This is a genomic window from Thiobacillus sp., assembly GCF_013693775.1.
GTDB lineage: Bacteria > Pseudomonadota > Gammaproteobacteria > Burkholderiales > Thiobacillaceae > Thiobacillus.
The window spans coordinates 1,683,202-1,706,602 of the sequence record NZ_CP059257.1; the positions used below are offsets into that span (position 1 = coordinate 1,683,202).

Genomic DNA, 23,401 nt, shown 5'->3' on the forward strand with positions numbered 1-23,401 from the left:
GCATGGAGCGCCGCAAGAAACTCCGCATGGGCGAAACCCTGGTCACGCAGGGGCTGATCACCCTCGACCAGCTGCGCATCGGCCTGAAGGAGCAGAAAGCCACGGGCCTGCCGATCGGCCGTCAGCTCGTTGCACTCGGATTCATCACCGAAGCCGTGCTGCGTGATCAGCTCGCCAATGCACTCGGCAGCCAGGGCATCGACCTCACCCAGGTCGTGGCCGACCCCGAAGCGCTGCAACTGGTGCCCGAGGAATTTGCGCGCCGTCACCACCTGTTGCCGATCGCCCACGATGCCGCGCGCAACGTGCTGACGCTGGCGACCACCGACATGTTCAACGTCGTCGCGCTCGACCAGTTGAAAGCCTCGCTCGGCGGGCAGATCGAAATCGACACCCTGCTGGCGGCGGAAGCGCAACTGCTCGAATGCATCGACAAGTTCTATGGTTTCGACCTCTCGCTCGACGGCATTCTGCGCGAAATCGAAACCGGCGAAGTCGATTACGCCAGCCTCAACCCCGATACCGAGGAATACACCCAGCCTGTGGTGCGGCTGGTCGGCGCCCTGCTGACCGACGCGGTGAAGCGCGAATCGAGCGACATCCACTTCGAGCCCGAGCATGCCTTCCTGCGCATCCGCTACCGCATCGACGGCGTGCTGGAACAGATCCGCAGTCTGCACAAGACCTACTGGCCCGGCATCCTGGTGCGTCTGAAGGTGCTGTCCGGCATGAACATCGCGGAGACGCGCGCGCCGCAGGACGGCCGCATGTCGCTCACGCTGAACGGCCGGCCGATCGATTTCCGCGTCTCTTCGCAGCCCGGCATCCACGGCGAAAACGTGGTGCTGCGCATCCTCGACCGTGAAAAATCCATCATGCCGCTGGATTACATGGGCTTCACGCCCGACGCGCTGCGCGAACTGCAACTGATGATGGCGCGGCCAGAAGGAATCCTCGTCGTCACCGGACCCACCGGCTCGGGCAAAACCACCACGCTGTACTCGATGCTGTCGCATCTCAACAACGAGACCGTCAACATCATGACGCTGGAGGACCCGGTGGAATACCCGGTCACGCTGATGCGCCAGAGCTCGGTCAACGAAACGCTGAAACTCGACTTCGCCAACGGCATCCGTTCGATCATGCGGCAGGATCCCGACATCATCCTGGTCGGCGAAATCCGCGACAAGGACACCGCCGAGATGGCCTTCCGCGCCGCCATGACCGGCCACCAGGTGTTCACCACCCTGCACACCAACTCCGCGCTCGGCGTGTTTCCTCGCCTGATGGACATCGGCATCCAGCCCGGCATCCTGTCCGGCAACATCATCGGCGTCATTGCGCAGCGTCTGGTACGCAAACTGTGTCCGCACTGCCGGGAAGCTTACACGCCGGACGAGGACGAAGCGCGCATCCTCGGCGCCGACCCGCTCGAGCCGCCGCAGATCTACCGCGCCGTGGGCTGCCCGGCCTGCAGCCATAAGGGCTACAAAGGCCGGCTTGCACTGATCGAGCTGTTGCGGATGGACCCCACGCTGGATGAACTGGTCGCCAACCACGCACCGCTGCACGAAATCCGCCGCGCCGCATTCGAACACGGTTACCACCCGCTGGCCGAGGATGGCATCAAGCGCGTGCTGGATGGCGTGACTTCGTTGTCGGAAGTCTCGCGAGTGGTGGATTTGACGGGGCGGGTGTGAGGATGGCGCTGAGTGCTTCGAGTGTGTTGGAGGTCATGCGACGGCTTCGCATTTCGCCTGTGGGCGAGTCACTTTCTTTGCGTGGCCAAAGAAAGCAACCCAAGAAAAAGCCACCCCTGGTGTGTCGGCCTGCGGCTCCCTGCGATGCTCACCACCCGAGGCGGGGCTGGGACTCGCCCTGGCAGGGCTCACAAAACGTGCCCCGCTACGGAGCTCAAACACCCAGCCCCTTTTTCCTCGGGCGGCTGCGCTTCTCGGCGACACACAAAGGGCATCCATGCGAGCGCCAGTGCTTGGCGAGCAGTTGGCATTACGTGCAAACGGCACCCGGGGTTGCTCCCCTTCAGCGCTGCCGATTTGGCGTGTGTGGGCGGGGAAAAGCGGAACCGTGTCCGAGCTCCGCAGCACGGGGCGTTTTGTGCCCCGTGCCAGGGCGAGTTGGTGGAGCGCCCGCCCGCGCGCGCCAAATCGGGACCCGCAGGGCAGCGATGTGGGGTCGCTTTTCTTTGGTTACTTTCTTTTGGCGAAGCAAAGAAAGTAACTCGCCCAAAGGCGAAAAGCGAAGCCATTGCGCATCCCAAGCTGAAAGCGCAGAAGACCTAACCATGCCCTTCTTCGACTACCGCGCCATCGATCAGACCGGCCGTAGCGTCCGGGGCACCCTGTCGGCCGTCAACGACGTCGATCTCGAGCTGCGTCTGAAGCGCATGGGGCTCGACCTCGTCACCCTGGTCGAGTTGTCGCGCCAGTACGCCCCCACTGGCCGCGAGCGGGTGACCCGGCGCGATCTGGTGACGTTCTGCATCCACATGCGTTACATCACGCGCGCGGGCATCCCTTTGCTCGAAGGCTTGCGCGATCTGCGCGACACCATGGAGAAACGCGGATTTCGCGATGTCCTGACCGCGCTGCTGGAAGACCTGGAAGGCGGCAAGGTCCTGTCGCAGGCGCTGGCGGCGCATCCTGCGGTATTCGGTGCTGTGTTCGTGCACAGCATCAAGGCAGGCGAGCAGACGGGTCTGCTGGACACGGTATTCGAGCGGCTGGCCGAGTCGCTCAAATGGCAGGAGGAAGTCGCCTCCAAGGCCAAGCGCCTGATGATCTACCCCGCGATGGTGCTGGCCGTCGTCGGCGCGGCCATCCTGTTTCTGCTGATCTATCTGGTGCCGCAGGTGTTGGGGCTGGTCAAGACCATGGGCGTGGCGCTGCCGCTGCCGACGCTGATCCTGATGGCGGTGTCGAATGCGTTGCGCTCGTACTGGCTGATCGGTCTGGTGCTCGCATTGACAGTGGGCATCGGGCTGCCCTTATGGGTGCGCAAGAGCGAAGCCGGACGCGAATGGTGGGACCGTACCCAACTGCGATTGCCGATCATCGGACCGATCGTGCAGAAGATCGTGCTGTCGCGCTTCACCAACACGCTGGCAATGATGTACCGCTCGGGCGTCACTGTGCTCGACGCCCTGCGCGCCGGCGAGATGATCGCCGGCAACCGCGTGATTGCCGACGGCATACGCCGCGCCGCCCAGCAGATTGCCGACGGGCGCGGGTTGTCGGAAAGCTTCCAGTCGCTGGCGTTGTTTCCGCCGCTGGTGATCCGCATGCTTCGTGTGGGCGAAAGCACCGGCGCGCTCGACGAGGCCCTGGACAACGTGACGTTTTTCTACAACCGTGAAGTACTCGACTCGATCGAAAACGGCCTCCGGGTGCTGGAGCCGCTGCTCACGGCCATTCTGGGCCTGCTGCTTGGCGGCATCCTGGTGTCGGTGCTGCTGCCGATTTACGACCTGATCGGGAATCTGCCGCTGTGATCATGGAAACCACAGTTGAACGCGTTCGATGGTGCGGCTGGGCAAGTGACTGCCGCGAAGCGAAGAGGCAGCAGGCCGTTGCCTGCAACGACGAGCGACAAAGGCAGGCGCATGACCAGTCGTACGAGCGGATGCGTAGCGAATTCAATTTCCCGGTACACGTCATCGAAGGCAGGGAAATCAATTTCCGTGCGGTACTTCCGACATTTATGAGCGGTCTACTGCGGTTTTCATGATCATGTTCGACCATCGACTGCTTCTCTTTGCCACGCCCCGCCAGATCGGCGTCCTCGACTGGCGCCCGGGACATATGCACTGGCTGGGCGAGTTTTCCGCCGATGCGGAAGGCTTGGCCGCATTCCGGAAAATCGTGATCAGGCATGCGCACCTGCCTGTACTGCTGGTGGCCGACACGGTCGACGAGGATTACCGCAGCGAGGTTCTGCCGCATGTGCAGGGACGCGCACGCGACGAACTGCTGGCGCGCAAGCTCAAGCAGGTATTCCGCAACACGCGCTTTACCGGCGCCTGGCGGCAGGCACGCGAAACAACCGGACGCCGCGACGACCGTTATCTGCTGGCGGCCTTGCCCGACGCCGAGTGGCTGACNCCNTGGCTCAGCGTGCTGCACCGCGAACACGTGCCGCTCGCGGGCATCACGCCGCTGGCGCTGGCCTACCAGCATCTGCTGGAAAAACTAAGGGAACAGTCGGCGCATACCTTGCTGGCATGCCGTCTCAACAATAGCCTGCGGCTCTCCTATTATCACAACGGCCTGCTGCGTTTTTCACGCCTGATCGGTGGCGACACGCCCGCGCAACTGCCCGGTAACGCAGCGGACGAAATCGCGAAGACGCAGCTCTACCTCAGCGGACAGCGCATCCTGCCGCGCGAGGCCCGGCTGCATGTGCTGCTGCTCGATCCCAGCGGCCAGCTCGACAGCGCGCAGGCCCAGCTGAATGCCGACCCGGCGTTCAGCACGCGACTGATCGACATGTCCAGTCTCGCACGCGCTTTGCGCATTCCCGACGATTTTCTGGCCGCCACGCCGGAAGTCGCGCCNCTGGCCGCCATCGCGGGCGAAACGCTGAAACTCAATCTGGCGCCGTCCGAATTGCTGCAGCATCACCTCGAATTCCGTTGGCGGCGCGGCCTGCATGCGGCTGCCGGTATCGTTGCAGTGCTGGGCCTGGGTCTTACGGCGGCCTACTGGCTGCATGCCCGGGACCTGGACGACCAGGCACGCCAGCTGGCCCAGCAGTACCAGCAATTCGATGCCCGCTACCAGGCCATTGCGCGTACCTTTCCCACCCAGGTCATGGCCCCCGAGCAACTCGTCCAGACTGTCAACCTGGCACGCCAGCTCGGCCAGGCGCAGACCGATGCGTCCGCACTCTTCGCAGCGGTTGGGCAAAGCCTGCTGGCCACGCCCGATGTCGCGCTGGACAGCCTGGGCTGGACCGATGAGCCACCGACAGTGAACGGCGGGGTCAAGGTCAACCTCGATGCCGGATTGAGCCCGTTCGACGGCAATTACCGAGCAGCCATGCGGCGTATCGAAGAATTCATGCAGACGTTGCAGGCGATGCCGGGTGTACACGACGTGACCCTGCGCAGCAGCCCCGTGAATGCCGACTCCAGCAGCACGCTGTCCGGCAAGACACTTAACTCTGATGCGGCCAGTACACCCGCAGCGCGTTTCAGCCTCAACCTGCTTTTCCGCGAGGCCCGGCCATGACCCGCCCGCCCTTCGCCATCCTCAAACTGCCCCTACTGATGCTGGTGGCCGCGCTGCTGCTGGCGGCCGGCGGCATCCTGTGGGGACAACGTCAGGCACACAATGCCGAAGCGGCTTTGCAACAACAGCGCACGGCGCTCAACCAGGCACGCCAGCAACTCGATCGCAGCCGTCAGCAGCAGCGTCTCCTCACCACCCATCTGGGGGATTACCAGGCGTTGGTGGCACGCGGATTCGTGGGAACGGAAGACCGCCTGGCCTGGATCGAGGCCGTGCAACTGGCCAACCGCGATGCCGGCCTGTATGGGTTGAGTTACCGCCTGATGCCCCGCACAGCCTCGCCGTCCTCGCTGGCGCAAGGCCTGCCGCTGGGGCAAACCCGCATGACCCTCACCTTCCCGCTGCTGGTGGAAACCGATCTCACGCGTTTCCTCGGCGCGCTCAAGACGCGCGCGTCCGGGGTGTACCACGTTCAGGGGTGCCGCCTGTCGCGCCTGGACAATACGCCATTCGAAGCCGCCAATCACCCTCATCTGCAGGCCGAATGCGATCTGCTGTGGTTCACTGTGGCAACGACAACGGAGGCCCGCCATGAATAGCCGGCTTCTCCGACCTGGTCAGTGCGCGCGCACAAAACGCGGATGGGACAAGCGCTCTGGCGCCTGGATTCTGGTGTTGTGCCTGGGCAGCATCGGGACTGGCATGGCGGCTCCGGCCGATCCGGGCCGCCTGTTCTTCACGCCGGCGCAGCGCGCCCAGCTCGAGGCCGCGCGTGCGCGCAACGTCCCCACTGGCCCGGGTCATTTGTTATCGACCGATAGCGCCCCCACACCGCTACGCTACGATGGCGTGGTCATCCGCTCCGACGGCACGATCACACGCTGGGTCGACGGCAAGGCACAGCGCGACGGCTCGGCCGTATCAGGCCTGAAACCCGGCCAGATCCGCGCCAACGGCCGGGTATATGAGCCCTATCAGGTTCTGCGCCCCCGCCTCACCGAACCGGCCAGCCCGGATACGAAGGACGCCGCACCATGACACGCTCGCACGGTTTCACCCTGATCGAGATGGCCATCGTGCTGGTCATCATCACCATCCTGATCGGCGGATTGGCCATGCCATTGTCGGCGCAGATTCAGGCGCGGCGGATCGCCGAGACCCGGCAAACCCTGCAGGAGGCGCGCGAGGCGCTCCTGGGGTATGCGATGACCCATCATGTCGTAGCAGGAACGAATCATTACCTGCCCTGCCCCGACACCGACAACCCGCCTGATGGAAAAGAGAACAGGATAGGCACGGGCTGCTCGGGGCAGAGCGGCCTGCTGCCGTGGGTTGACCTGGGCATTGCACCGCAGGACGCGTGGGGCAATCGCCTGCATTATGGAGTCGTTACGCAATTTGCCGACGCTGGCAGCGGGTTCTCGGCCAGCACCACGCTGCGGCCGCCTGATCCGATCGTCATCTGCACCACGCACACCTGCAACAGATTAAGCCCGGATGTCGCAAATGATGTCGTGTTTGTGCTGGTTTCCCACGGCCCCAACGGCTGGGGGCGAGCAACATCAATGGCACCACACTCGCCGCGCCGACGGGGCTGGACGAAGTGGAGAATCTCAACGGGAACCTAATCTACACCAGTCGTTCGCCCACCCAACCCGATGCCGCCAGCGGCGAATTCGACGATCTGACCACCTGGGTAGCGCTTCAGTATCTGCTAGCCCGCGTCTGCCCTACGGGTTCGGACTGCAACCCGCTGCCTCCGCCGTAGCCTGCAACCGGAACGCCACCCNCCCAGGCTGATTGTCAGACAGCTCCAACCTAAACCCCGAACGCGCCGCCTGCCGCGCGGCNNGATACAACCCCACGCCCAATCCGAAATCCGACGCCACCGGGCTGAGGAACAAGTTGCGGGCCACGTGCTCGGGGGCAGCACTGCCACTATCGGTCACCGTCAAGCTGACCAGTGGATGCAGCGTCAGGCGAACTTCCACAGCAACACCCGGCTGATTCTGTCGTTTGCGCAAGGCGTTGGTCAGCAGATTGTCGACCACGCTGTCGAACAGATCCTGGGGCAAAGGAGTATCGTCGAGCACCTCGGCGAAGAACTGCACGTCATCGTGTTCATAGCGTGTCTGCAGCGCCGCCCACCANNCGTGCGCAGCCACATGGGCGACATCCATTTCCGCCGGCTGTTTGAGCTTGTCGACGGTTTGCGAGAGACGCGCCGCCAGTTGCGGCAGCTGGCGTTTCATCAGCGCCAGCAGACGTTCACTGTCTTCCGGGGTGGACGTATCGGCGGCGGCGAGCAGGGTCTTCAACGACTGCAGGATGTTCTTCACGTCGTGCGTCAGGCGCGCGCCGGTATCGTGGATGGCCTGGCTGTAGGCCTGCTCGCGTAGCGTCTGTTCACGCACCTTGGCGGCGTAGAAGTAACCCAGCAATTGCGACAGCAGGCGAACATGCAGCGCCAGCGCCGGCGTGAGCGGACGCACCGACTGCCAGGTCAGGGTCAGGCCATGGAATGCATGGACGATGGCATGTTCCGCAGATTCGCCGAATGTCCCCTCGCCGCGCGCCGCCTGCCAGCGACCGCCCCGTATCCAAGTCAGTTCGTGCAAGTCGGACAGCGCGTCGCGCACGAAGGATTCCGGATCGCGTTCGCGCTCGGCCAGGGTGGCGAGCCGCTGTGCCCAACCCTCGAATGGCAGGCCCACCGACAGCAGATAGCGCGAAGTCACTTGCCCCAGCCCCGCAAAGCCGGCGCGCGGATTCCACAGCCACGACAAGGCCAGCAGCAGCGCCGCCATGCCCAGCAGGGTCTGCACCAGTGCCCAGGCGTAGCTCACCTTGGCCACCGCCACCACGGCGAACACCCCGAGCGCCATCACCATGATGAGTAGCGACAGCATCAGGCCGTAGATGAAATCGAGCGTCGACGAGGCGCTACGCTGGCGAGTGGCAGGCAGGAACAGAATGACCAGCGGCAGCAGCGGCAGGACATAGCGCACTGCTGCCCGGAGTTCGTCGGGGAGCGAGGCGCCGCCGAGACTTTGCGGCAACACCCAAGCCAGCAGCAAGGCAAGCAAGTAAGCCAGCGCAAACAGGTAGGCCAGTCGCGGCCCGCGTTCGTTTTGCGAAGTCGCGACCGCCCCCACCAGCCCCGCGAGGATCGCCAGCCACAAGGCCATCACCCAGGTACTGTCGACCAGGACCAGCAACGCGGCCATGGCAAATACCGGGAACGCCAGGCGCGGCTCGATACGCGCTTCGCTGCGCACCAGCGGTTGCCACAGCAGGAACAGGCCGTAATGCGCCAGTAGGAAGGCCCGCGTCACCGTCGCGTCGGCATCGAATACCACGGCCACATGCAGGGCCAGCAGCATCGACCCCAGCCAGCGCCCCGGCGCCACACGCGTGAAGCGCGTGGCGAGTGAAGTCAGCCAGGCCAGAGGGGATACAGTTTCAGTGCGTTCGCTCATGCAGGGAAATCGGAGAGGAATGCAGGACGATCAGCATGCCCATGGTATCGGCATTCCGCCCCGGAAATGGAGAGGATACCGATGTTAGGCCACGCACAAAGTCTGACGGAAACCTGGCATCAGCGTTGTATTTTCGTCAAAACCGGGGCGAACGCGATGCGCCTGATAGATTTTTTCCTTATTTATCATTGAACTACCAAATAAAATACCATGGCACGCATTTTGCAAATTGGCCCTCAGGAGAATACTACTGGAGAGCCTCACCATGCCGCATCCCCACATCGCGCGACGCCAGTCGGGCTTCACCCTGATCGAGATCGCCATTGTGCTGGTCATTATCGGGCTGTTGCTCGGCGGTATTCTCAAGGGACAGGAACTCATCACGCAAGCCCGCATTCGCAACGTTGCCAACGACTTCCAGTCGATGACGGCCGCCATCAATTTGTATCAGGATCGATATCGGGCATTGCCNGGGGATGATGCGGGCGCAGCGGCACGCTGGGGCATCACTGCGCCGACACCAAGCTCGGGAACAGTTGGCGATGGAATTATTGCGGGCGATTACAACACAGCCACTGCTTCCGATGAATCCCGTCAGTTCTGGTTGCATTTACGTCGGGCTGGTTTGGTTGGAGGAGCTGTCACAGATGACACCAACCCGCCCAATGCTGCGTCAGGCGTGACGGGCGTACAGAATGGCGCCTTCAACATTCCGGGTATTGTTATTTGTTCCAATAATCTGCCAGCCAAAATCGCACAAGCCATCGACACCCAATTTGACGACGGCAAGTCGGACACCGGCACGGTGCGCGCCGCAGCGGGCACGACAGCTGGTGCAGCTGCATCTCCTGACGCCAACTACGTGGACGATGGCACCAAGTTCTACGTCGTCTGCAAGGCACCCTAACCCTGCAACACCCTGAACTCCGCCGCCGCCAGCCCATCGGCGGCGCCGCGCAACACCAGCACGTCCCCGACCTGGATACGGGTGTCGGGCTGGGGATCGACGCCCTTGATCCCCTGACGGCGGATTGCCACCACCTCCACGAGTAGTTCGGTCAGCCGCAGCTCCTCCAGGCTATGCCCCGCCGCCACGGCACCCTGCGTGACCAGCACGGTATGCAGACGGGGCTGGGCATGCTGGTCGAGCTCGTCGTCGGCATCGCTGGCGCCGCGAAAGAAACCGCGCATCATGGCATAGCGCGTTTCGCGCACTTCGCGGATCCGTTTCAGCACCTGGCTCAAGGGCACGCCGAGCAGCATCAGCGCATGCGAAGCCAGCATCAGCGAACCCTCCATCACTTCGGACACCACTTCGGCCGCACCCGCCGCTTTCAGCGCGTCGATGTGGGTGTCGTCGATGGTGCGCACCACGACTGGCAGATCGGGCCGCAGTTCGCGGACATGGCGCAGGATGGCCATGCTGGAATGCAGGTCGGAATACGTCACCACAATGGCCTGCGCACGGCTGAGGCCGGCGGCGACCAGCACTTCGCGCCGGCTGGCATCGCCGTAGACGACGCTGACACCGGATGCCGCCACTGCGCGGATGCGCTCGGGGTCGGCGTCGAGCGCGATGAAGGTGATGCCCTCCACTTCCAGCAGACGGGCCAGGTTCTGTCCGCTGCGGCCATAGCCGCAAACGATCACGTGCTGGGTCTTGCCAAAGGTCTTGACCGCGATGTCGTGCACCTCCTTGGCGCGACCGGCCCATTCGCTGCCCGCGATCAGCCGGGTCAGCACGTCCATACGATTGATCAGGAGCGGAGCGATCAGCATCGACAACACCATCGCCGCCAGCACTGGTTGCGTGATCGGCGCACCCAGCAATTGCAGATCGGCGGCCTGGGCCAGCAGCACGAACCCGAATTCGCCCGCCTGCGCCAACCCCAGCGCAGTCCGTACCGAGGTGGGGCGAGTGTTGCCGAAGGTCAGGGCCAGGCCGCCGACCATCAGCCCCTTGCCGGCGACGATCGCCACGACCAGCAGCAATACGTCGCTCCAGTTCAACATGACCTGCATCAGGTCGAGCCGCATCCCGATCGTGACGAAAAACAATCCCAGCAACACATCGCGGAACGGCTTGATGTCGTCTTCCACCTGGTAGCGGTATTCGGTCTCCGAAATCAGCATGCCGGCCAGGAACGCACCGAGCGCCAGCGACAGACCGGCACTCTCGGTCAGGAACGCCAGCCCCAATGTGAACAGCAGCAGGTTGAGCGTGAAGAGTTCGGGCGACTTACGGCCTGCCACCCACTGGAACCACGGGCGCATGATGCGCTGTCCGACGAACAGTAGAAAACCCAGCACCACGACAGCCTTGAACACGGCCAATCCCAGGGTGATGGCCATGGTGTCGGATTCCTTCGCAAACGCAGGAATCAGGATCAGCAGCGGCACCACCGCCAGATCCTGGAACAGCAAGGCACCGAAAATCTGGCGGCCGTGTGGCGTCTGGATTTCCAGCCGTTCGGCCAGCAGCTNTGATACGATGGCCGTGGACGACATCGACATGATGCCGCCCAGCGCCAGCGCGGCGAGCAAAGGCAAATGCAGCAGCCACGCAATCGCCGCGGTCAGCGCGATGGTCAGCACGACCTGCGCGCCGCCAAAACCGAACACTGTCATGCGCATGGTCATCAGGCGCGCCAGGCTGAATTCCAGGCCGATCGAGAACATCAGGAACACCACGCCGAATTCGGCCAGGTAGCGTTCTTCGGCGCTATCGGGAATCCAGCCCAGGGCAAACGGGCCGATGGCAATGCCGGTCACCAGATAACCAAGCATGGTGGGTAGGCGCAAGGCACGCGCAGCTGCCGCCACCAGCACGGCGACCGCAAGTAGAATCAGGACAAGCTGGAGGCTGGAATGCATCAAGGAAAACAGGGAGGGGAAAGCAGGCTTTAGTATACTTGCCGACCATGCGCCCCCAACCCATCTCCACCGAACATTTGCTTGCGCTTGCGCGTCAGGTGCTCGATATCGAAGCCGATGCCCTACGCTCCCTGTCGACCCGGCTCGACGCCGGTTTTGCGGATGCCGTGCAGTTGATCCTGGCATGCCGCGGCCGCGTGGTGGTGTCGGGAATGGGCAAGTCCGGCCATGTCGGGAGCAAGATCGCCGCCACCCTGGCCTCTACCGGCACCCCNGCTTTCTTCATGCACCCGGGCGAAGCCAGCCACGGCGATCTCGGCATGATCGCACCCGACGACGTGGTGCTGGCCCTGTCGAACTCGGGCGAGAGCAACGAGATCGTCAGCATCGTGCCGCTCATCAAGCGGCGCGGCGCCAAGCTCATCGCGATGACCGGCAATCCCGGTTCGACCATGGCACGGGAAGCCAATGTCCACCTCAATGCCGCAGTCGACAAGGAAGCCTGCCCGCTCAACCTGGCCCCCACTGCGAGCAGCACTGCGGCGCTCGCGCTGGGTGACGCCTTGGCAGTGGCGCTGCTGGATGCACGCGGCTTTTCGGCCGACGATTTTGCGCGCACCCACCCGGGCGGCAGCCTGGGACGGCGATTGCTCGTCCATGTGCGCGACGTCATGCATGCCGGCGAAGATCTGCCGAAGGTCGGCCGCGACGCCTCGCTCAAGGCCGCGCTGTTTGAGATGACCCANAAAGGACTCGGCATGACCGCAGTGGTCGAGACGGACGGCAAGGTGGCCGGACTGTTCACCGACGGCGACCTGCGGCGCGCCCTAGAGCATACGCTCGACCTGCAGCAGGCGAAGATTGCCGACCTGATGACCCGAAACCCGAAGACGATCCGCGCGGACGAACTCGCCGTGGCGGCAGTGGAAAAAATGGACACCCTGAAAATCAATGGCCTGCTGGTGGTCGACACCGACCATATCCTGGTCGGAGCACTCAACATGCACGACCTGCTGAAAGCGGGGGTGGTGTGATGACACCCGATCTGATTGCGCGCGCGCAGAAAATCAAACTCGTCGCATTCGACGTCGACGGCGTAATGACCGACGGCACCCTGTTTCTGGCGGACGATGGCCAGGAATACAAAGGCTTCAACTCGCTCGACGGGCATGGCCTGAAAATGCTCAAAGGCAGCGGGGTCGAACTGGCCATCATCACCGGACGCGATTCGCGGGTGGTGGAACATCGGGCACGGAACCTCGGCATCGAGATCGTGCATCAGGGCGCGCACGACAAGTTGGCCGTGTACGAGGCCTTGTGCCGCGAGTTGAACCTCGATTGCGAAGCCACCGCCTACATGGGCGACGACGTGGTCGACCTGCCCGTAATGCGCCGTGCTGGTCTGGCCATTACCGTGCCGGCCGCNCCCGAACTGGTGAAAGCCTACAGCCATTACACCACCGTGCGCGAAGCNGGCCACGGCGCAGTGCGCGAGGCCTGCGAGTTCCTGATGCGCGCGCAGGGCACGCTGGACGCGGCGCTGGCGCCGTATCTGAGATGACAGGCTGCATACGCTGCGCCCTGAACGCCGTCCGTCCGGGGACGGCATGATCTCACGCGGATCATTGTGGCTGCCGCTGGCCATCCTGCTGCTGCTGGCCGCGCTCAGTTTCTGGATCGAACGCATGGTGGAGATCCCGGCCAACGGCGGCGCGTCGCCTACCCGGACCGATCCCGAAGGCATCATGGAGAACTTCAATGCGATGCGCACCGACCTGAATGGCAAACCGCAGTACCGGCTGTCCGCCAAGAAATTGAAGCATTACTCGGACAGCAAATTCACCGAATTGGAACTGCCCCACTTCACCCAACTGGACGAACAGTCAGGCGACGTGAGCGCAGTGTCGAAACAGGCAACCGTGTCTCCCGACGGCCATGAGGTCGACCTGCGCGACGACGTTCTCGTGGAACGTGCCGCGCATGCAGGACAATCGCTCATGACCATGCGTTCGGCGCGACTGCTGGTTTTTCCAGAACGCAACCAGATGCGCTCNCCCGGCCCGGTGGTGATCCATGACGCCACCCTGGATCTGCGCGCGGACGCGATGGAGTACGACGCCAAGCAACGTATCCTCAAACTGACAGGACGGGTGCATGCCCGTTATATTTCCGGAAAAGGCTAGCGCCATGACTAAATTGAATACCAGGCTTTACGTGGTGCTGTGCGCCGCCTTGCTGGCCACCTCCGCCCACGCGGAAAAGGCCGACCGCGACAAACCGGTCAACCTTGAAGCGGATACCGTCACCCTCGACGACATCAAGAAAGTCAGCGTCTACCAGGGCAATGTCGTATTGAGCCAGGGCACGCTGATGCTACGCGCCGATCGCGTGCAGGTGACCCAGAATGCGGACGGGCTCGACAAGGTCAGTGCAATCGGCCGCCCCGTGGCGTTCCGCCAGAAAACCGACAGCGGCGATGAATTCATCGAGGGCTTTGCCGATCGCATCGAATATGACGGCGTCACCAGCCAGCTCGAACTGATCGGCCAGGCCCGACTGCGGCGCGGCAGCGACGAACTGCACGGCGCGCAGATTTCCTACAACGCCAACACCGGGTTCTATAAGGTCGTCGGCCAGCCCAACGCCCAGACTCCGAGCGGGCGCGTGCGCGCCGTCATCCGCCCGAAACCGCACACGCCCGCACAGCCTGCAGCCAAACCATGAGCCAGATTACCGCCCAGGGCCTGCGCAAGACGTATGGCAAACGCACCGTGGTGCACGACGTCTCCTTCGAGGTCGAAAGCGGCGAAGTCGTCGGCCTGCTCGGCCCCAATGGTGCCGGCAAGACCACCTGCTTTTACATGGTGGTGGGCCTGGTCGCGGCCGACGGCGGCAGCGTGCAGATGGATACGCACGATCTCACCCACATGGCGATTCACCAGCGCGCACGCCTGGGGCTGTCTTACCTGCCGCAGGAGCCCTCGATCTTCCGCAAGATGACCGTGGAAGACAATATCCGCGCCATTCTCGAGCTCAAGTCCTACGACAAGGCCGAGCGCGAGGAACACCTCGACAATCTGCTAGAAGACCTGCACATCGCCCACCTGCGCGAAGCCTCCGCCGTCAGCCTCTCAGGCGGCGAGCGCCGCCGTGTGGAAATCGCCCGCGCACTGGCGATCAACCCGCGCTTCATCCTGCTCGACGAACCNTTTGCGGGGGTGGATCCCATTGCGGTGATCGACATCCAGAAACTGGTGCATTTCCTCATCGAGCGCGACATCGGCGTCTTGATCACCGACCACAATGTGCGCGAAACCCTGGGTATCTGCGATCGCGCCTACATCATCAACGAAGGGCGCGTGCTGATTGCCGGTACGCCCGATCTCATCATTCAGGACGACAACGCCCGCAAAGTCTATCTCGGCGAAAATTTCCGTCTGTAACAACCGCCATCCCCAGGCGAATCACGTTAAACTGGTCTCAAGCCGGCACGCTTTTTGCCGTAGTCAAGATTCATGAAACACAGCCTTCAACTCAAGCTCGGTCAACACCTCACGCTGACGCCCCAACTGCAACAGTCGATCCGACTGCTGCAGCTGTCGACGCTGGAACTGAATCAGGAACTGGAGCAGATGCTGCAGGACAATCCCCTGCTGGAACGCGAGGAAGAGGACGAAGCCAGCTATGCGACAGCGGAGGCGCCCGCACATACAGCCGAGGCCGAGGCGCAAAGCACGGAAACGGCATTGCCCGACCATACCGACTCGGAACCTGTCACTGCACTGGATGACTCCGACTGGAACGACTACAGCGTGGCCAGCGGCGATGACGAGGACAACGATTACACCCAGGGTTCGATATCGGGCGCGACCTTGCGCGAGCATCTGCTGAACCAGTTGATCGTCAGTCCGCTCACCCTGCGCGACCGCACCCTGGTCGCCGCGCTGATCGACGACCTGGACGATTCGGGTTTCCTGACCCAGCCGCTGGAAGACATCACCGCGAGCCTCCAGGCCGAACTCGAGGAGCTCGAACCCGAGGAACTCGAAACCGCGCTCAAGCATCTGCAGAACATGGACCCGACCGGCGTCGGCGCACGCAACCTGGCCGAATGCCTGACCCTGCAACTGCGCGCACTGCCGCCGGACACGCCCGCGCGCGACGCCGCCATGCGGCTCACCGCACACTATCTGGATTTGCTCGCCGCACGCGATGTGGGCAAGCTGAAGAAAATGCTCGGCATCGACGACGCCACGCTGCGCGCCGCACGTGCCCTGATCCTGTCCCTGAACCCGCGTCCGGGCGCCGCTTTCGGCGCCGACGACACGCACTACGTGATTCCCGACGTCTACGTGCGCAAGGTCAAGGGCATGTGGATCGCCAGCCTCAACGCCGACGCCATGCCCAAGCTGCGCGTCAACCGCGTCTATGCCGACATCCTGGCACGCCACCGCGAAAGCGGCGGCAGCCAGCTTGCCAGCCAGCTGCAGGAAGCCCGCTGGCTGATCAAGAACGTGCAGCAACGTTTCGACACCATCCTGCGCGTCTCGCAGGCCATCGTCGACCGCCAGAAGCAATTCTTCGAACATGGCGAGGTGGCGATGCGCCCGTTGGTACTGCGCGAAATCGCCGATGCAGTGGAGCTGCACGAATCGACCATTTCGCGCGTGACTACGCAAAAATACATGATGACGCCGCGCGGCTTGTACGAGCTGAAGTATTTCTTCGGCAGCCACGTCTCGACCGACAGCGGCGGCGCCTGTTCCTCGACCGCCATTCGTGCCCTCATCAAGCAGCTGGTTGCTGCCGAAAGCGCCAAGAAACCGCTGTCGGATGGCCAATTGGCGGAAGTTCTGGGCCAGCAGGGTATCGTGGTAGCCCGCCGCACGGTCGCCAAGTATCGCGAGTCGCTGCAAATCCCACCCGCCAACATGCGCCGCGCACTTTGATCGCAAAGGCTTTTCCCGCACAGTCCGCCTGACAATCCGTGCCATGCTTGAATGTGCCGGGCTTTCGTCCCACAATGAAATCGAGCACAACAGATCGCTCCTGGAAGGTCGGTAGCATGCCGGCTTCCAGTTATGTTCAGCAGACTTAGGAGGCTCTATGAATTTGACGATTTCCGGTCATCATCTGGAAGTGACCCCAGCCATCCGCGACTACGTTTCCGAGAAACTCGACCGCGTCAAACGCCATTTCGACCACGTCATCAACGTGACGGTCATCGTGCAGGTGGAAAAACTGGTGCACAAGGTGGAAGCCACGCTGCATGTGAAAGGCCATGACTTCCATGCCCACAGCGAGGACGGCAACATGTACGCCGCAATCGACCTTCTGGCGGACAAACTGGATCGCCAGATCGTGAAGCACAAGGANAAAACCTCGGACGTCCATCAAGGCGGTGGCGGACTGAAGCATCAACCGACCGAAAGTCCGGCCTGACGTCGTAATCCCCTGCCCGGAGGCCTCAAACAGCCTTCGGGCGTATAATCTGCAGATGCCGGACAACCTCTTTCCCCGGCTGTGCAAAGGCATGAACCTAATCGCNCCCCTTATCACCCCTGATACCACCTTGCTGGACATCAGCTTCACCAGCAAGAANAAACTGTTCGAACATGCAGCCGACCTGTTCGCTCAGACCCGCGGTCTCAAAGCCTCCGACATCTTCACCAGCCTGTTCGAACGCGAACGCCTGGGCTCGACCGCGCTCGGCCATGGGATCGCCATCCCGCACGGTCGCATCAAAGGTCTCAGNGACGCGTGCGGCGCATTCTATCGCCTGAAGAGCCCGCTCGAATTCGATGCGCCGGACAACCAGCCGGTGACGCTGTGCTTCATCTTGCTGGTTCCCAAGGACGCCAACGAACGGCATCTGCAGATTCTGGGCGAGCTTGCGCAACTGTTCGGCGACGAAACCATGCGCGCACAGATGCTGGAGGCCGCCACCCCGTCCGATTTGATGGGACGGCTCGAGTCATGGTCAAGCTGAGTGCGCAGGCCGGCGCATGGATGGCGAACTAAGCCACGTTTCGGTTGAAACCCTGTTCCGCGATCTGGCGGAACAGCTCGGCCTGCAATGGGTAGCCGGACGCACCGGCGGCGATCGCACCCTATCCTCCGAGACCATTCAGAAACCAACCCTGGCGCTCATCGGCCATCTGAATTTCGTCCACCCCAACCGGGTACAAGTCCTGGGCTGCGCCGAAATGGACTATCTGCGCGGTTTGTCCGAACCCAGTCTGCAGGAAGCGATCGACCACCTGTTTTCGAACGAACTCGCAGCCATCGTCATCTCCAATGGCGAGGCCGTCCCGCCGGTCCTGCGCGAGACCGCCGAACGCACCGGCACGCCCTTGTTCTCATCGACGCTGGCCAGCCCGATCCTGATGTCCTATCTGGGCCATTACCTGACGCAAAGCCTGGCCGAAACGACCTCGCAGCACGGTGTGTTTCTCGAAGTGCTGGGCATGGGCGTCCTCATCAAGGGCGATGCCGGCGTCGGCAAAAGCGAGCTGGCGCTGGAGCTGGTCACACGCGGCCACCGGCTGGTGGCCGACGACGTCGTCGAACTCAAGCATGTCGCACCGGAAACCCTCGAAGGCAACTGCCCCGCGTTGATTCGTGATTTCCTCGAAGTACGCGGCCTCGGCATTCTCAACATCCGTTTCCTGTTCGGCGAGACGGCGGTCAAGTTGCAAAAGAACCTCAGACTGATCGTCGAACTGGTCCATCCTCAGGAAATCGGCGAAGTCGGGCTCAATCGGCTCGACATGGTGGCCTCGACTGAAAACATCCTCGGCGTCGCCATTCCCAAGGTGCGCATTCCGGTCGCAGCTGGCCGCAACCTTGCGGTACTGGTCGAGGTGGCCGTGCGCAACCACATCCTCAAGAGCCGCGGAATCAATCCGGTCGAACAGTTCATCAAGCGCCAGCAGGCCGCCATCGACGGAGACGATTGAATGCAAGTCGTACTGGTATCGGGATTATCGGGCTCGGGAAAAAGCATCGCGATCGCGGTACTGGAGGACGTCGGCTATTACTGCGTCGACAATCTTCCCCTGGCCATGCTGCAGCCCCTGGTCGGTTATCTGCAGCGCGAAGGGCACGACCGCATCGCCATCGCCATCGACGCCCGCAGCAGCGCGAGTTTTACGCAGCTGCCGCCGATTGCGGATGCGCTACGCAATCAGGGTGCCGACCTGCGAGTCATCTTTCTCGAGGCGAAGACCCTGACGCTGGTCCAGCGCTTTTCCGAAACGCGGCGGCGCCACCCACTCTCCAGCGATACGGTTTCGCTGCAGGAAGCCATCCAGCTCGAACGCGAGATGCTGGCCGACATCGCGCCGCTGGCGCACCGCATCGACACCAGCGATCTCTCCGCCGCCGCCTTGCGCCTGTGGATCAAGGATCTGGTCGGGCAGGATCGTTCGCGCATCACACTGCTGTTCGAGTCCTTCGGCTTCAAGCACGGCATTCCGCTCGATGCCGACCTGGTGTTCGACGTGCGCTGCCTGCCCAATCCGCACTACGTGGCCGAACTGCGCCCCCTCACCGGGCGCGACCAGCCAGTGAAAGACTTTCTCGAAGACAGCCCCAACGCCATGGCGCTGCTGGCCGATATCCGCGGTTTCGTGGAAAACTGGCTGCCGTGTTTCATTCGCGACCACCGTGCCTACCTGACGGTCGCCATCGGCTGCACCGGCGGTCAGCACCGCAGCGTGTATTTCGCGGAAACGCTGGCCGCCGCCTTCCGTGAACGCGAGCAGGTGCTGGTGCGGCACCGCGAACTCAGCTGATGACGAGCCTGCGCGCCGGCGATCTGGGCGTGCTGCTGACAAGCGGCAGCCTGGTCGTCGCGTTGACGATATGGGCCTGGGGCGGCGACCGTGGCGACACGGTCGTCATCCGCGCTGCCGGCCAGGTGGTGGAAACCGCATCGCTTGCCCAAGCGCGAACCTTTGCCGTCGATGGCCCGCTCGGCACGACACATATCGAGATCGAACCCGGCCGCGCGCGCATTGCGCGCGATCCGTCGCCGCGCCAGCTGTGCGTCAAGCAAGGCTGGCTGACGCAATCCGGACAGGCGGCGCTGTGCCTCCCCAACCAGGTCAGCCTCGAAATCCGCGGACGGACCACGGCCTATGACACGCTCGGTTATTGAACTGCCGGTCCATGCGGACGACCGCCGCATCGCGCGGCTGGCGGCGCTGGCAATCGGCCTCACGCTCGCGGAAGCCGCACTGCCGAGCCCGGTGCCCGGCGTGAAACCGGGGCTCGCCAACATCGTCATCCTGCTGGTGCTGCTGCAATACGGCTGGCGTGCGGCCGCCTGGGTGTCGGGTCTGCGCGTACTGGCCGGCGGCCTGCTGCTGGGCAGCCTGTTTGCACCCGGTTTCTGGCTGTCGGCCGCCGGCGCACTCGTCAGCCTGTCGGTGCTGGCGCTGGCACGTTATCTTCCTAGCCGCCATTTCGGCCCGGTCAGCCTGTCGGTGCTGGCGGCATTCGGCCACATCGGCGGACAGCTCGCACTAGTGGGCATCTGGTTGTTGCCGGCCGCTGCGCTGATCAAGCTGCTGCCCGTGTTTGCCGCCGCTGCGCTGGTTTTCGGCACGGTTAACGGGCTGATCGTGATGCGCATGCTTGCCACCCCAACACCCGAACCGGACATGTCACCGGATATTCTGGCCGGCACTCGCAAGGGATAAGCCGAGCTGTGCGGACGATGTCCGAGAGCCGACATCCCCCGCCCTGCGGGCAACTTCGCGCACCGATCGAGTGCAAATCGCTGTCGCATAGTGGATTATTGGCGGCATCCGGGCGACAATCCGCGCCATGCACCCTACCCTGAATACCGTTACCCTTGCGCTCTCCGGCGCCTCCGGCATGGCCTACGGCCTGCGTCTACTCGAATGTCTGCTGGCCGCCGACCTACAGGTCTATCTGCTGGTGTCGCAGGCGGCGCACATCGTCGCCAAGCAGGAACTCGGCGTGGCGCTGCCTGCACGCGCCAGCGATCTCGAACGGCAGTTGTCGGAAGGCCTGAACACACGCGACGACCAGCTGCGCGTGTTCGGGCGCGAGGACTGGAATGCGCCGGTCGCATCCGGATCCAATCCGGCCGATGCGATGGTGGTCTGTCCGTGTTCGATGGGCACGCTCGCCGCCATCGCCCACGGCTTGTCCGACAACCTGATCGAACGCGCCGCCGACGTGATGCTGAAAGAGCAGCGGAAGCTCATCCTCGTGCCTCGCGAAGCGCCGTTTTCCACCCTGCACCTGGAGAACATGCTGACGCTGTCGCGGATGAACGCAGTCATCTTGCCGGCCAATCCCGGCTTCTATCATCAGCCGCAGTCGGTCGCCGACATCGTCGATTTCGTCGTCGCGCGCATTCTCGACCAGCTCGGCGTCCAACACGAACTCATGGCACGCTGGGGCGACAGCCGGTGAACGCCGCCGCAAAATTGACCAGCCTGCCGCTGTTTCCACTGAACACCGTGGTGTTTCCCGGCGGCCGGATGCCGTTGCGGATTTTCGAACAGCGCTACATCGACATGGTGAAGCAGGCGATCGCCGACGACAGCCCGTTCGGCATCTGCGCCATCCGGGAAGGCAAGGAGACCGGCACGCCCGCCGTGCCCTATTCGATTGGCACGCGAGTCCGCATCACAGATTGGGACATGCCCGAAACCGGCATCTTGCATATCGACACCCAGGCCGACACACGGTTCGTCATCCGCCATGCCCAGGTCGAACCCAGCGGACTACTGATCGGAACGGTTGACGAAGTCAGTGCCGAACCGGCCAGCGCGATCCCTCACGAACTCGAACTGGCCGTGGAGATCCTGCGCCACATCATTGACGAATACGGTCACGCGCACTTCCCCGCCCCGCATGCATTCGACGATGCCGTATGGGTCGGCTACCGGCTGTCCGAAGTGCTGCCACTGAAGCTCAGCGTCAAACAGAACCTGCTGGAGATGAACGACAGCGTGACGCGCATGCGCATCCTCACCGAATTCCTCAAGCGGCAGATCAACTGATGGCGCGCTTCTATCCCACCCTCGAAGAAAAACACCGCGCCTTCATCGCTGCGCAGCAGATGNNTTTTACTGCCACCGGCACCGCCACGAGCCGTCTCAACCTGTCACCCAAGGGCATGGACAGCCTGCGCGTATTGTCCGACGTCTGCGTCGCCTACCTCGACCTCACCGGCAGCGGCAATGAAACCGCGGCCCACCTGGCCCACGATGGCCGCATGACGCTGATGTGGTGCAGCTTCGATGCCGACCCATTGATCCTGCGCCTGTATGGACGCGGACGCGTCGTGCGCAGGCAGGACCCGGAGTGGGGCGAACTCCATCGCCATTTCCCCGCCCTTCCCGGGGAACGCCAGATCATCGTGCTCGACGTCGAATCGGTGCAGACCTCGTGCGGCTACGCGGTGCCGCGCTACACCTATGCGGGTGAGCGCGACACCCTGGCGCGCTGGGCCGAGAANAAAGGACCGGTCGGCCTGCTCGATTACTGGCGCGANAANAACCAGATCAGCATCGACGGTCTACCCACCGGATTATTGGAGGATGCGAAATGAAAGGACGCCTGATCCCGCTTGTACTGCTCCTGTCCGCCTGCAATCCAGCGCCGCCTCCACAACCCAAAACCGAAGACAAGCCCACCCCGGTCTTCGACACGCAGATCCAGTCCGTTAGAAAAGCCCAGGCCGTGGAAGCTCAGGTCATGGACGCCGCCGATGCGCAACGCAAGCAGATCGACAACGCGACGCAGCAATAAAGCCGTGCAACCGGGCGGCTACAGCCTCAGGATTCGATCAAGCACTGCACCACCGCGCCAGCCAGCATCAGGCCGAACAACGGCGGCATGTAGCTGATGGTGCCGTTGACCGCACGGTCACGGCCGCGGCCCTCGACCGGCTGCGGCGGCAAGGGCGGCCGCCCCGCCTCGTCGGAAAACACGGTGAGCACGCCTTTGGGAATGCCGCGTTTCCTGAGCCGCTTGCGCATCACCGAGGCGAGCGGGCACATGCTGGTTTTCGAAATGTCGGCAATTTTTATCCGGGTCGGATCGAGCTTGTTGCCGGCTCCCATGCTGGAAGCAACCTTGAGGCCGCGCTCGACGCTGCTGGCAACCAGCGCAACCTTGCAATTGAGCGAATCGATGCAATCGATGACGAAATCGACGTCGGCAGGCACCATATCGGCCACGGTTTCAGGGATGAGGAATTCGCGAATCACCGTCAGTTCGCACGTCGGGTTGATGTCGCGGATGCGCGCGGCCATCAATTCGGCTTTCGGCTGTCCTACTGTGGACAGCAAGGCAGGCAGTTGGCGGTTGATGTTCGACACGGCGACCACATCGTGGTCGACCAGCGTCAACCGCCCCACCCCGGCGCGCGCCAGCGCCTCGGCGCAATACGAACCGACGCCACCCAGGCCTGCCACCAGCACGTGCGCCTGCGCAAGTCGCGCCTGCTCGCCGGCATCGAGCAGAATCCGTGTGCGTTCGAATTGCGGCAGGCTTGCGTCCATCGGCTAGAATCCCCTCATGATGAAATGGCTGGTCACACTCGTTCTGGCGTTGTTGGTGTTGGGTCTGCTCACACCCTGGCTCAATCGGCTGGGCCTGGGCAGGCTGCCCGGCGACGTTCAGATCCGGCATAAACGAGGCGTATTCTACTTCCCCTTCGCCAGTGTCATTCTCATGTCGCTGGCGCTCTCGCTGCTCGTCCATCTGTTCGGCCGATGAACAAGGCGCCCGCCCACAGGATGCTTGACCCAA

Annotated in this window: 28 protein-coding genes; 25 read left to right on the top strand and 3 right to left on the bottom strand. The window is 63.2% G+C overall.

Translation table 11 applies throughout. The annotated features are described in order from the left end of the window. Window positions 1–2: 2 nt before the first annotated feature. The 7 genes from HZY77_RS08305 to HZY77_RS08335 all read left to right on the top strand — a co-directional run bounded on the left by HZY77_RS08305 (window position 3) and on the right by HZY77_RS08335 (window position 6,877). On the top strand, window positions 3–1,700 hold the full coding sequence (locus HZY77_RS08305; RefSeq protein ID WP_296634525.1) for a type II/IV secretion system protein: 1,698 nt from the start codon (window positions 3–5) through the stop codon (window positions 1,698–1,700). Between the two features lie 605 nt (window positions 1,701–2,305). Further along, complete coding sequence (locus HZY77_RS08310; protein ID WP_296820584.1) at window positions 2,306–3,511, top strand: type II secretion system F family protein; 1,206 nt, start codon at window positions 2,306–2,308, stop codon at window positions 3,509–3,511. 2 nt (window positions 3,512–3,513) lie between these two features. After that, entirely contained in the window at window positions 3,514–3,747 is a 234-nt protein-coding gene (locus tag HZY77_RS08315; RefSeq protein WP_296820586.1) for a hypothetical protein, read from the top strand. Between the two features lie 2 nt (window positions 3,748–3,749). Further along, complete coding sequence (locus HZY77_RS08320; RefSeq protein ID WP_296820588.1) at window positions 3,750–5,249, top strand: monoheme cytochrome SoxX; 1,500 nt, start codon at window positions 3,750–3,752, stop codon at window positions 5,247–5,249. After that, window positions 5,246–5,848: a hypothetical protein gene (locus HZY77_RS08325; RefSeq protein WP_296820590.1), complete on the top strand. Its 603-nt coding sequence runs from the start codon at window positions 5,246–5,248 to the stop codon at window positions 5,846–5,848. The genes HZY77_RS08320 and HZY77_RS08325 overlap by 4 nt, the downstream gene beginning before the upstream one ends. After that, the gene (locus tag HZY77_RS08330) at window positions 5,841–6,287 is read left to right on the top strand and encodes a hypothetical protein (RefSeq protein ID WP_296820593.1); all 447 of its coding nucleotides are present in this window, start codon (window positions 5,841–5,843) and stop codon (window positions 6,285–6,287) included. The genes HZY77_RS08325 and HZY77_RS08330 overlap by 8 nt, the downstream gene beginning before the upstream one ends. Then, window positions 6,284–6,877: a prepilin-type N-terminal cleavage/methylation domain-containing protein gene (locus HZY77_RS08335; protein WP_296820595.1), complete on the top strand. Its 594-nt coding sequence runs from the start codon at window positions 6,284–6,286 to the stop codon at window positions 6,875–6,877. Before HZY77_RS08330 ends, HZY77_RS08335 begins: the two co-directional genes overlap by 4 nt. 102 nt (window positions 6,878–6,979) lie before the next feature. Here the strand turns inward: HZY77_RS08335 and HZY77_RS08340 are convergent, their stop codons facing one another. After that, window positions 6,980–8,728 carry an ATP-binding protein gene (locus HZY77_RS08340; protein ID WP_296820596.1) on the bottom strand — a complete coding sequence of 583 codons (1,749 nt, stop codon included), beginning with the start codon at window positions 8,726–8,728 and terminating at the stop codon, window positions 6,980–6,982. A 265-nt stretch (window positions 8,729–8,993) separates the two neighbouring features. On the opposite strand from HZY77_RS08340, the gene HZY77_RS08345 reads away from it, so the two are divergent. Further along, on the top strand, window positions 8,994–9,635 hold the full coding sequence (locus HZY77_RS08345; RefSeq protein ID WP_296820598.1) for a prepilin-type N-terminal cleavage/methylation domain-containing protein: 642 nt from the start codon (window positions 8,994–8,996) through the stop codon (window positions 9,633–9,635). Here HZY77_RS08345 and HZY77_RS08350 read toward each other — a convergent pair. Beyond that, a complete protein-coding gene (locus HZY77_RS08350) occupies window positions 9,632–11,602 on the bottom strand; it encodes a monovalent cation:proton antiporter family protein (RefSeq protein ID WP_296820601.1) in 1,971 nt (656 codons plus the stop codon). The genes HZY77_RS08345 and HZY77_RS08350 overlap by 4 nt on opposite strands. Before the next feature lie 47 nt (window positions 11,603–11,649). Between HZY77_RS08350 and HZY77_RS08355 the strand changes: the two genes are divergently transcribed. The 16 genes from HZY77_RS08355 to HZY77_RS08430 all read left to right on the top strand — a co-directional run bounded on the left by HZY77_RS08355 (window position 11,650) and on the right by HZY77_RS08430 (window position 22,396). Next, on the top strand, window positions 11,650–12,636 hold the full coding sequence (locus HZY77_RS08355; protein ID WP_296820604.1) for a KpsF/GutQ family sugar-phosphate isomerase: 987 nt from the start codon (window positions 11,650–11,652) through the stop codon (window positions 12,634–12,636). Further along, on the top strand, window positions 12,636–13,163 hold the full coding sequence (locus tag HZY77_RS08360; RefSeq protein WP_296820607.1) for an HAD-IIIA family hydrolase: 528 nt from the start codon (window positions 12,636–12,638) through the stop codon (window positions 13,161–13,163). Before HZY77_RS08355 ends, HZY77_RS08360 begins: the two co-directional genes overlap by 1 nt. A gap of 46 nt (window positions 13,164–13,209) precedes the next feature. Then, complete coding sequence (lptC, locus tag HZY77_RS08365; protein WP_296634506.1) at window positions 13,210–13,785, top strand: LPS export ABC transporter periplasmic protein LptC; 576 nt, start codon at window positions 13,210–13,212, stop codon at window positions 13,783–13,785. Window positions 13,786–13,789: 4 nt separating this feature from the next. Then, window positions 13,790–14,326, top strand: coding sequence for a lipopolysaccharide transport periplasmic protein LptA (gene lptA, locus HZY77_RS08370; RefSeq protein WP_296820610.1), 537 nt, complete (start codon window positions 13,790–13,792; stop codon window positions 14,324–14,326). Further along, entirely contained in the window at window positions 14,323–15,045 is a 723-nt protein-coding gene (lptB, locus tag HZY77_RS08375; RefSeq protein ID WP_296634503.1) for an LPS export ABC transporter ATP-binding protein, read from the top strand. The genes lptA and lptB overlap by 4 nt, the downstream gene beginning before the upstream one ends. A 72-nt stretch (window positions 15,046–15,117) precedes the next feature. Continuing rightward, window positions 15,118–16,551, top strand: coding sequence for an RNA polymerase factor sigma-54 (locus tag HZY77_RS08380; RefSeq protein ID WP_296634501.1), 1,434 nt, complete (start codon window positions 15,118–15,120; stop codon window positions 16,549–16,551). A 157-nt stretch (window positions 16,552–16,708) separates the two neighbouring features. Then, entirely contained in the window at window positions 16,709–17,044 is a 336-nt protein-coding gene (raiA, locus tag HZY77_RS08385; RefSeq protein ID WP_296820612.1) for a ribosome-associated translation inhibitor RaiA, read from the top strand. Between the two features lie 91 nt (window positions 17,045–17,135). Next, on the top strand, window positions 17,136–17,591 hold the full coding sequence (locus HZY77_RS08390; protein WP_296820614.1) for a PTS sugar transporter subunit IIA: 456 nt from the start codon (window positions 17,136–17,138) through the stop codon (window positions 17,589–17,591). A 16-nt stretch (window positions 17,592–17,607) separates the two neighbouring features. Next, a complete protein-coding gene (gene hprK / locus HZY77_RS08395) occupies window positions 17,608–18,561 on the top strand; it encodes an HPr(Ser) kinase/phosphatase (protein WP_296634497.1) in 954 nt (317 codons plus the stop codon). Further along, window positions 18,562–19,398 carry an RNase adapter RapZ gene (rapZ, locus tag HZY77_RS08400; protein ID WP_296820618.1) on the top strand — a complete coding sequence of 279 codons (837 nt, stop codon included), beginning with the start codon at window positions 18,562–18,564 and terminating at the stop codon, window positions 19,396–19,398. Further along, on the top strand, window positions 19,398–19,763 hold the full coding sequence (locus HZY77_RS08405) for a NusG domain II-containing protein (RefSeq protein WP_296660692.1): 366 nt from the start codon (window positions 19,398–19,400) through the stop codon (window positions 19,761–19,763). Before rapZ ends, HZY77_RS08405 begins: the two co-directional genes overlap by 1 nt. Next, a complete protein-coding gene (locus HZY77_RS08410) occupies window positions 19,744–20,307 on the top strand; it encodes a Gx transporter family protein (protein ID WP_296820620.1) in 564 nt (187 codons plus the stop codon). Before HZY77_RS08405 ends, HZY77_RS08410 begins: the two co-directional genes overlap by 20 nt. Before the next feature lie 127 nt (window positions 20,308–20,434). Next, window positions 20,435–21,052 carry a flavin prenyltransferase UbiX gene (locus HZY77_RS08415; protein ID WP_296634489.1) on the top strand — a complete coding sequence of 206 codons (618 nt, stop codon included), beginning with the start codon at window positions 20,435–20,437 and terminating at the stop codon, window positions 21,050–21,052. After that, complete coding sequence (locus HZY77_RS08420; RefSeq protein ID WP_296820622.1) at window positions 21,049–21,645, top strand: LON peptidase substrate-binding domain-containing protein; 597 nt, start codon at window positions 21,049–21,051, stop codon at window positions 21,643–21,645. The genes HZY77_RS08415 and HZY77_RS08420 overlap by 4 nt, the downstream gene beginning before the upstream one ends. Continuing rightward, window positions 21,645–22,196 (top strand): pyridoxamine 5'-phosphate oxidase family protein, encoded by a 552-nt coding sequence (locus HZY77_RS08425; RefSeq protein ID WP_296820625.1) that lies wholly within the window; start codon window positions 21,645–21,647, stop codon window positions 22,194–22,196. The genes HZY77_RS08420 and HZY77_RS08425 overlap by 1 nt, the downstream gene beginning before the upstream one ends. Beyond that, window positions 22,193–22,396 carry a hypothetical protein gene (locus HZY77_RS08430; RefSeq protein ID WP_296820626.1) on the top strand — a complete coding sequence of 68 codons (204 nt, stop codon included), beginning with the start codon at window positions 22,193–22,195 and terminating at the stop codon, window positions 22,394–22,396. The genes HZY77_RS08425 and HZY77_RS08430 overlap by 4 nt, the downstream gene beginning before the upstream one ends. 26 nt (window positions 22,397–22,422) lie before the next feature. Here the strand turns inward: HZY77_RS08430 and HZY77_RS08435 are convergent, their stop codons facing one another. After that, on the bottom strand, window positions 22,423–23,151 hold the full coding sequence (locus HZY77_RS08435) for a tRNA threonylcarbamoyladenosine dehydratase (RefSeq protein ID WP_296820628.1): 729 nt from the start codon (window positions 23,149–23,151) through the stop codon (window positions 22,423–22,425). A 16-nt stretch (window positions 23,152–23,167) separates the two neighbouring features. On the opposite strand from HZY77_RS08435, the gene HZY77_RS08440 reads away from it, so the two are divergent. Continuing rightward, the gene (locus tag HZY77_RS08440) at window positions 23,168–23,368 is read left to right on the top strand and encodes a DUF2905 domain-containing protein (RefSeq protein ID WP_018508520.1); all 201 of its coding nucleotides are present in this window, start codon (window positions 23,168–23,170) and stop codon (window positions 23,366–23,368) included. Window positions 23,369–23,401: the final 33 nt, after the last annotated feature.

Coding starts and splice junctions, on each gene's coding strand:
- HZY77_RS08305 (WP_296634525.1), top strand. CDS start 3: ATGGAGCGCCGCAAGAAACTCCGCATGGGCGAAACCCTGGTCACGCAG.
- HZY77_RS08310 (WP_296820584.1), top strand. CDS start 2,306: ATGCCCTTCTTCGACTACCGCGCCATCGATCAGACCGGCCGTAGCGTC.
- HZY77_RS08315 (WP_296820586.1), top strand. CDS start 3,514: ATGGAAACCACAGTTGAACGCGTTCGATGGTGCGGCTGGGCAAGTGAC.
- HZY77_RS08325 (WP_296820590.1), top strand. CDS start 5,246: ATGACCCGCCCGCCCTTCGCCATCCTCAAACTGCCCCTACTGATGCTG.
- HZY77_RS08330 (WP_296820593.1), top strand. CDS start 5,841: ATGAATAGCCGGCTTCTCCGACCTGGTCAGTGCGCGCGCACAAAACGC.
- HZY77_RS08335 (WP_296820595.1), top strand. CDS start 6,284: ATGACACGCTCGCACGGTTTCACCCTGATCGAGATGGCCATCGTGCTG.
- lptA (WP_296820610.1), top strand. CDS start 13,790: ATGACTAAATTGAATACCAGGCTTTACGTGGTGCTGTGCGCCGCCTTG.
- HZY77_RS08380 (WP_296634501.1), top strand. CDS start 15,118: ATGAAACACAGCCTTCAACTCAAGCTCGGTCAACACCTCACGCTGACG.
- hprK (WP_296634497.1), top strand. CDS start 17,608: ATGGATGGCGAACTAAGCCACGTTTCGGTTGAAACCCTGTTCCGCGAT.
- rapZ (WP_296820618.1), top strand. CDS start 18,562: ATGCAAGTCGTACTGGTATCGGGATTATCGGGCTCGGGAAAAAGCATC.
- HZY77_RS08405 (WP_296660692.1), top strand. CDS start 19,398: ATGACGAGCCTGCGCGCCGGCGATCTGGGCGTGCTGCTGACAAGCGGC.
- HZY77_RS08410 (WP_296820620.1), top strand. CDS start 19,744: ATGACACGCTCGGTTATTGAACTGCCGGTCCATGCGGACGACCGCCGC.
- HZY77_RS08415 (WP_296634489.1), top strand. CDS start 20,435: ATGCACCCTACCCTGAATACCGTTACCCTTGCGCTCTCCGGCGCCTCC.
- HZY77_RS08430 (WP_296820626.1), top strand. CDS start 22,193: ATGAAAGGACGCCTGATCCCGCTTGTACTGCTCCTGTCCGCCTGCAAT.
- HZY77_RS08435 (WP_296820628.1), bottom strand. CDS start 23,151: ATGGACGCAAGCCTGCCGCAATTCGAACGCACACGGATTCTGCTCGAT.
- HZY77_RS08440 (WP_018508520.1), top strand. CDS start 23,168: ATGATGAAATGGCTGGTCACACTCGTTCTGGCGTTGTTGGTGTTGGGT.